Source organism: Nonomuraea lactucae (assembly GCF_003313395.1).
GTDB lineage: Bacteria > Actinomycetota > Actinomycetes > Streptosporangiales > Streptosporangiaceae > Nonomuraea > Nonomuraea lactucae.
Genome location: NZ_QNFZ01000102.1, coordinates 1 through 7,363, shown reverse-complemented (window position 1 = coordinate 7,363; position 7,363 = coordinate 1). Strand labels below are relative to the sequence as shown.

The window sequence follows — 7,363 nt, the reverse complement described above, 5'->3', positions numbered from 1 at the left end:
GGGCCGGGCGGGAACTGGCCGTGGAAGGCCCCCGGCCGCGGCGGCGGTGTGCCGGACCCGTGCCGCATGTCAGGCGGCGGCATGGGGGAGGGCGCTGTGTGCGGCGTCGCGGACGGAGGTGCGGACGGAGGTGCGGACACGGACTCGGCCGCCTGCCCCAGCATCCAGTCCAGCTCGGCCGCCGGCGGGCGCGCGGCCGGGTCGGGCCGCAGCAGGGCGTTCAGGACGTTCGTCAGCGACCCGGCCTGGACGGGCGGCGGCAGGTGGCCGTTCAGCACGGCCGCGAGCGTCGCGAGGGGCGTCTCACGGCGCATCGGGTGGCGGTCCTCCACCGCCACGTACAGCAGCATGCCCAGCGACCACAGGTCGGAGGCGGGATTGCCCTCCTGGCCGCGCAGCCGTTCGGGCGCGATGTACTCGGGCGAGCCGACCACGTCGCCGTTGGCCGTGAGCCCGGGCGAGTCCTGCATCGCCGCGATGCCGAAGTCGGTGAGCACCGGGCTGCCGTCGGGGCGCAGGAGCACGTTCGCGGGCTTCACGTCGCGATGGCAGATGCCCGCCTCGTGCGCGGTCCGCAGCGCGGCGAGGATCCCGCGTCCCAGCCGCGCCGCCTCGGCCGGCGCCAGCGGTCCCTGCGCGAGCCGTTCCTGCAGCGACTGGCCGCGTACCAGCTCCATGACGATCCACGGGTGAGCCATCGCCGGCGCGTCCACGATGTGGTGGATCGTCACCACGTTGGGGTGATCGAGCCTGGCCAGCGCCCGCGCCTCGCGCAGCACCCGCTCGCGCATCATCTGGGCCCTGCCCGGATCATCGTCGGTCGCGCTGGACGGGCGGACCTCCTTGAGGGCCACCTCGCGGTGCAGGGCGAGATCGTAGGCGCGCCACACCGTGCCCATGCCGCCGCTTCCCAACCGCTCCACGAGCTCGAAACGGTCGTCGATGACCATACGTCCGGAAGTCACAGCGGACAGCCTAGAGCCATCAAAGCGGGCGATTGCTTGATCATCGCAGCTAGCGCCGCAACTGTGACGTTCTCGCCCCAGGCACGCCGTCCTATCCCGAGTACGCCCATCCCGACCAGCGGTGCACGTCCACGAGGATCACCGGCCCCGCGGGCCGACGCCCCCGGTACTGGCCGTACTTGCCCGCCAGCGACTCCAGCGCCGCCTCGCGTTCCGGGCCCGCCTCGACCACCCAGGCGTGCCCGTCGGCGCGCACCCACCACAACCGCGTCCAGTCGACGTCCTCGTAGTGATCCACCAGCAAGGTGACCCGGGGGTTCTCGCGGATGTCGCGCAGCCGGCGCAGCTCGGTCGTCGTCTTGGGCTTGTGGTCGACCGCCATCACCACGCGGTCGCCGTCCACCGCGAACGTCACGGGCACCAGGTGTGGAGTGCCATCCCCGCTGACCGTCCCCAGCCGCGCGACCCGCTCGCCACGGAACAGGCGGCGGGCCCGTTCGACCTCCATGCACCCATTCTTCCCACCCGTCCGGTGCCCCGGGCCAGGGCTCACCCGATCCACGGCGGTGCGCCCGGCTTCGCCCGGTATCTCGGCGCTGTCGCGCACGACCAGCAGGCCGTCGCCCTGGCTGGACGCCAGCAGGTAGCCGTCAGCGTCCTCCCCGTAGTAGACGGTCACTCTCGGGGTCGTGGACGCCCGGCCTGCCGTTCTCCCTGACCCGCTCCACCAGGACCGGAGTGCCGGTGAGGTGGGCCCGCATGCGTGCGTAGAGCACGTTCCGGCCGAGATCGTCGACCATGCCCTCGACCTGCGGCAGCCCGCCGGGCTCCAGCCACGTGCGGAGGATCGGGGACCTTCTTTCGGCCTGACCTCGCCAACGAGATCGTCGGGGAGGGTAGGGGTGGGTGGCTGTTTTCCGGCCTCCCTAAGCCATGCCACACCTTCTAAAGTCTTGCAGCGTGAGCGCGTTAGGGGATTTTCTGCGGGCGCGGCGGGCGGTCGTGACGCCGGAGGACCGGGGGCTGCCTCGCGTCGGGCTGCGACGCACGCCCGGCCTTCGCCGCGAGGAAGTGGCGTCCCTCGCGGGCATCAGCACCTACTACTACGTGCGGATCGAGCAGGGCCGGGAGCTGTCGCCGTCGCGGCAGGTGCTACATGCGCTGGCCAACGTGCTGGGGCTGGAGGCTGACGCGGTGCGTCATCTGCACGAACTGGCCCGGCCCGCACATCGGCGTCACGCGGTTTCCCGGCCCGAACGGGTGGCCGCGGGTCTGCGCCGGCTGCTCATGTCCTGGACGGCGAATCCGGCGATGATACTCGGCCGTTGGCAGGACGTCCTGGCCTCGAACCGGTTGGCCGACGCCTTGTACAGCGGGTTCCGCCATCGCGGGAACATGGTCCGAGGGGTCTTCCTGGATCCCGTCGCCACTGATTTCTACCTGGATTGGGAGGTGGCGGCACACTCCGTGACGAGTGCGTTGCGCGCGGCGGCCGGCCCCGATCTGGATGATCCGCGGTTGACCGAATTGGTGGCTGAATTGTCGCTGCAGAGTTCGTCGTTCCGTCAACTCTGGGCGCTGCACGAGGTGCGGGGCAAGTCGCGATGGCCAGGCAGCCGGATCCACCATGCCGCCGTCGGAGACCTCACGTTGGACTATGAGTCATTCTCGGTGGACGGCACGTCGGGCCAGCGCCTGGTCGTCTTCCACGCCGAGCCGGGAAGCCGGTCCGAGGAGGCGCTGGTGCTGCTCGGCAGTCTCGCCGCGGACACGACCGGGACGGCGATGCGTCCGCTGCCGCCCGTTCGGTAACACATATCTGCAGGCAGAGTAGCGCTCCGCGCCACACCTAGGGCGCGTATTGAGTCGGGATCAATCTGTCGATTCGCCCTCATGGTGAGGCCTGAATCGGTACATCTTGTTCCGTGACGCGAGTGCAACTGACGGACGCGGAGTGGGAGTTCATCGGGCCGTACCTGCCGATCGGCGAGTACGGCCCGTATCCCGAGCGGTTACGGCAGCAGTTCGAGGGTGTGATCTGGCGGTTCAGGACCGGCGGACAGTGGCGGGAGATGCCGGAGGAGTTCGGTGCCTGGTCGACCGTCCACAACCGCTTCCGGCAATGGCGTGACGCCGGCGTCTTCGAGGCCCTGCTGGAGGGTCTGATCGCGGAAGCGGCGAAGCGGGGTGATGTGGACCTGTCCCTGGTCAGCATCGACTCCACCACCGCGCGTGCCCACCACGACGCGGCCGGGATGCACCTGGGCGAGGACGTCCTCGGCGTACTGGAGAAGGCAGCTGCCGAGGCGGAGAAGGCCAGGTCAAAAGGGGCAGTCTCGAAGAACAAGACGGACAGGACGCCGAGATCGATCCCGAGCGGAAGGAGCGGCGACGCGTCCGGCGCCGGCGAAGCCTCCGGCTGAAGGCCGCCCTCCTGGGACGCTCCAGAGGCGGGCAGACCGGCAAAGTTCACCTGGCCGCCGACCGCAAGTGCCGCCCACTGGCGTTCGTGCTGACCGCAGGCCAGGCTGCCGACAGCCCGCAGTTCATCCCCGTGCTGGGGAAGATACGGGTCCGCATCCCCGTCGGCCGCCCCCGCACCCGGCCGGACGCGGTCGCCGGGGACAAGGCCTACTCCTCCCGCGGCAACCGGGCCCACCTGCGCAGACGCGGTATCAAGGCAGTGATCCCGGAGAAGAGAGACCAGGCCGCCAACCGGAAGAAGAAGGGCTCCGCGGGCGGTCGGCCTGTCAGCCACGACGCCGACCTCTACAAGGAGAGGAACACCGTCGAGCGCCTGATCAACAAACTCAAGGCCTGGCGAGGCGTCGCCACCCGATACGACAAGACCCCGGACAGCTACCTCGCCGGCCTCCATCTACGCGCCTCGATGATCTGGGTCAAGGACCTCACCCGGACCACCAGTTGATCACGACTCAATACGCGCCCTAACACTGTTCAGCGGATCCGTCGACGTGGCGTGCCCATCCGCTGTGCCTTAACGGAAGACTTTGGAGTGCACATGTACCCGGAAATCGATCTCTCTGCGATGCCACGTTCTTTCTTTCACGTCGGCCTCATCGTGCCGGATCTGGAGAAGGCCATCGCGCGCTTTTCCGACGTCCTCGACATCCGCTTCACCGAACCCCAGGCCGCCACCATTCCGTTCCTCGCCGATCCGGACCCGCGACCCGGCCCGGTCCAGCAACTGGCCGTCATGTCCCGGACCGAGCCACCGTACTACGAGTTGATCCAAGCCGATGGCGACCAAGGCATCTTCTCCAGTGCGAATGCCGGCGGGATCCTCTACTACGGACTGTGGGAGAAGGACATCCCCGGCCGACTGGAACGCCTACGGGCGAGCGGTGTCAGCGTCGACGCCGTCGCGGGATACGCGAAGGAAATGCCACCGTACGCGATCTGGACCGGTAGAGATCTCTTCGGCGCGCGACTGGAGTACGTCGACGAGGCCACCCGACCGGTGATCGAGGACTGGGTTCGCACCGGCAAACTGCCGGAGGCATAGGACGCATCCCATTCGGAAGGCCTGGCGGTGGCCAATTCCACAACCGAGATGTCCACCGACCGGTGCCATCGCGCCTGGTTGCGAACCACAGCCGCAGCCCCTTGACCGCTCCGCCCTCCGCGCGGAGGTCAGGACGGGACCGGCTACCTCGCCCCGGCGACCGGCGAGGTGCTGCCCACCTGGGACCAGGGCACTGGAGCATGCCTCCTTCACCCGGGCCCAAGAACACATGCGTCTGATCGATGCGGCCGTCAACCTGTCGAGACCGAGACCTTGCACTCCGGCCGGCGTCGGCTGGCACGCCTGAATACTCGCTTGCTTGCCGGGCCACCGCTCAGCATAGTCAACACGGTGAGCGACGTACCCGAGCGGTGGAGCCAGGCAAGCGTCTACCCCGACATGTGGGCGGACCCCGACGAGGATCCCCGCAACAATGACGGAGTCAGCCCGGACGGTGAGTTGGCGACGCTGCACGACTTCCTGAGGAACTATCGACTGACCCTGCAGATGAAGTGCGAGGGGCTGGATCCGGAGAAACTGACGCGCCGGTCGGTGCCACCGTCGACCATGTCCCTGCTGGGTCTGGTCCGCCATCTTGCCGAGGTGGAGCGCGACTGGCGCAACTGGATTCTGTCAGGAGAGCCGGAGCCGAAGCTGTACGGAGCGCGTGACGCCGACTTCGAGGGAGCCGTCGCGGAGCAGGCGCTGGTCGACGGCGCATTCGCCGATCTTGCTCGCGAACAGGCGGCAACCGATGCGGTGCTGGCCGAGTATCCCGATCTGGGCGCGCGAGTGGGTCAGGACGGCATCGCTGTCCGGGAGCTGTGGGTTCACCGGATCGAGGAGTACGCCCGCCACTGCGGACACGCCGATCTGCTGCGCGAATGCATCGACGGCCGGGTAGGGCAATAGCACTTCTGACAAGGGGCCGTGTCGCTTCTCAATCGTTCTGTCAGGGACCGTTCTGGCTGACCTGCGGTTCGCCACTCGCGTGCCGGGTCCCACCTCCTTGGTGTACGGCTCAGGCCGTGGGGATGCTGCTCGCCGCGACGTAGTCCTCGAAGTCGAAGTGTGACCGTTGGAGCTTGTTGAACAGCCGCTGGGTGTCGCCCCGGACGTAAACGTAGGCTGCCGGGTCGCCGGTGACAGCGGCACCGGCGCCCGGGTTGCCGGTGAGGATGCCGCGGAGGTTGACATAGCCGATGAAGTTCGTCGCCCCCGGAGCTCTGCGGTTGACGTAGAGCTGGTTGGTGGTTCCGCGGACGAGGATCTCCACCGAGCCGTCGAACAGTGTGAGCACGGCGATGTCACTGTTGGCGACCCCGCCGAGGCTGCGCCAGCCCGGCTGGTCGAAGTTGTAGGTCATGACCGCCCGCGTGGCCGCGTCCTGAAGGAAGATCTCGTTCGGCTGGACGCCGGGGCGGTTCCCGCCTGTCAGAGCGATGTTCCCGCGTACCGTCGGCCCGCCGATGCCGGTCCATCCCGTGGTGCTGCCGTCGCTGGACAGCACCGTGGTGGACACGCGGTTGTCGGCATCACGGACGACCACGCGGAAGGTGTTTCCGCTGCCCGTGGTCAGAGCGGCCGATATCTCGCTGGTGGTGAAGCCGCCAAGGTTGCGCCAGCCGCTCCAGCCGCCGGTCGTCAGCAGATTGGTGTGGACGGCCCCGTCGTCGAGCCCGCGGGCGAAGATGCGCACGAGCTCGCCGCCGGCGCCGGACAGTTGCACGACCTCGATCTCGCTGGACACCAGCAGCCCGGGTACCACCGTGAACCCGGTCTGCACGCCGCCGTTGGGGAAGAGATTGGTCACCACCTGGTTGCTGGTGTCGCGGGCGAAGACCCGGATACCGACATCGGGGATGGTGGCCGCCTGTGGATCACCTTGCAGGCTTCCGCCGGCGTCTGCCAGGGCCAGCACCCCACGGACCGGGATGGTGGGATTCCTGCGCCCGAACAGCAGGGCGTTGGTCGTGGCCGGGTGACGACGTAGTCGCTGCCTCGAGGGTCCACGAACGGTGTGCTGAGCGCGGTGACATCGGACGGCAGCGGGGGCGCCGCTGCCGCTGCCGCCGCCGGGGCGGACACGATGCCGGCCATCGAACCGGCAACGCTGAACGTCAGGATCGCCGCCGACGCTCGCCGGCGTGTGAATGCAGACAACAGTCCTCCATACAGATCAGGCCGCTCGCCGCCGCAACGGCGAAGGCACCCAGAGCGAGTTCGGGGGAGAGCTGTCCGCGCATTGGATCAGTGGAGCCAGTCCGCCGACACTGGCCCGGCACCGACGATGGCTCCGCCGTCCTGTTCCCGGCTGACCTCCAGGCCGCTCCGTGAGGCCAAAGAGGAGGTCAGCGTCCCGCCATGCTCCGCGACCAGGCCTGGCACCGTCTCGACCGGCTGGCCGCCACCATGGTGTCGTACCCGGAGGGGGATGTCGCGCGCGATCGCCAGGGGCCGGCCGCTTCAGTCGGCGTGGCTGGTGGGCGTCGTTACTTCCAGGCCTGTCGTTGCCCACAGCGACGCCGACCGCGACGCCGGCGATCTCCCGGCGTACCGGGTCGAAGGAAGGGTCGCCGACGGCGCGGCGCAGCCCGTCGAAGCCCGCCAGGAGGGTGGGGCTGGCCGCGATCGTGGCGGCGAGGTTGGGGACGAAACCGAGGTCGGCCTCGATGCCGTCGAGGATCGGCCGGGACTCGGCCGGAGCGGTCTTGGGAGTGAGGATCGGAAGGTTCATGGGTGGACCTTCTCCCGGGCGGGAGTCGGGTCGCGATTCCCTCGCGGGGAAGGGACGTGCGCGCCCGCCGGCCGTAGGGTCGGCCCATGGAGTCGTCCTTCGGTTCCCTGGTGCGCTACTGGCGCCGGGTGCGTG

7 protein-coding genes and 1 pseudogene are annotated in these 7,363 nt (G+C 69.0%); 4 read left to right on the top strand and 4 right to left on the bottom strand.

The genetic code is table 11. The annotated features are described in order from the left end of the window. The 3 genes from DQW85_RS07440 to DQW85_RS44260 form a co-directional block, all read right to left on the bottom strand. A partial coding sequence (locus DQW85_RS07440) for a serine/threonine-protein kinase (protein ID WP_240196997.1) occupies positions 1 to 965 on the bottom strand: 965 nt, incomplete at its 3' end. 91 nt (positions 966 to 1,056) lie between these two features. Further along, positions 1,057 to 1,644, bottom strand: a complete 588-nt coding sequence (locus tag DQW85_RS07435) for a TIGR03668 family PPOX class F420-dependent oxidoreductase (protein ID WP_338043361.1) — start codon at positions 1,642 to 1,644, stop codon at positions 1,057 to 1,059. Further along, complete coding sequence (locus DQW85_RS44260) at positions 1,616 to 1,765, bottom strand: hypothetical protein (RefSeq protein WP_162794807.1); 150 nt, start codon at positions 1,763 to 1,765, stop codon at positions 1,616 to 1,618. The genes DQW85_RS07435 and DQW85_RS44260 overlap by 29 nt, the downstream gene beginning before the upstream one ends. Before the next feature lie 160 nt (positions 1,766 to 1,925). On the opposite strand from DQW85_RS44260, the gene DQW85_RS07430 reads away from it, so the two are divergent. From DQW85_RS07430 to DQW85_RS07415, 4 genes and pseudogenes are all read left to right on the top strand, one after another. Continuing rightward, a complete protein-coding gene (locus tag DQW85_RS07430; RefSeq protein ID WP_240196996.1) occupies positions 1,926 to 2,777 on the top strand; it encodes a helix-turn-helix domain-containing protein in 852 nt (283 codons plus the stop codon). Between the two features lie 113 nt (positions 2,778 to 2,890). After that, a pseudogene (locus DQW85_RS07425) lies at positions 2,891 to 3,894 on the top strand (IS5 family transposase). Positions 3,895 to 3,987: 93 nt separating this feature from the next. Next, entirely contained in the window at positions 3,988 to 4,491 is a 504-nt protein-coding gene (locus DQW85_RS07420) for a VOC family protein (protein WP_113699638.1), read from the top strand. A 351-nt stretch (positions 4,492 to 4,842) separates the two neighbouring features. Continuing rightward, positions 4,843 to 5,403, top strand: a complete 561-nt coding sequence (locus DQW85_RS07415) for a DinB family protein (protein ID WP_113699641.1) — start codon at positions 4,843 to 4,845, stop codon at positions 5,401 to 5,403. A 109-nt stretch (positions 5,404 to 5,512) separates the two neighbouring features. Here DQW85_RS07415 and DQW85_RS07410 read toward each other — a convergent pair whose 3' ends face one another. Next, entirely contained in the window at positions 5,513 to 6,412 is a 900-nt protein-coding gene (locus tag DQW85_RS07410) for a DUF8189 domain-containing protein (RefSeq protein WP_113699637.1), read from the bottom strand. Positions 6,413 to 7,363 lie beyond the last annotated feature (951 nt).

Excerpts from the sequence above, each read along its gene's own strand:
- DQW85_RS44260 (WP_162794807.1), bottom strand. The coding sequence starts at position 1,765 with ATGGTCGACGATCTCGGCCGGAACGTGCTCTACGCACGCATGCGGGCC.
- DQW85_RS07420 (WP_113699638.1), top strand. The coding sequence starts at position 3,988 with ATGTACCCGGAAATCGATCTCTCTGCGATGCCACGTTCTTTCTTTCAC.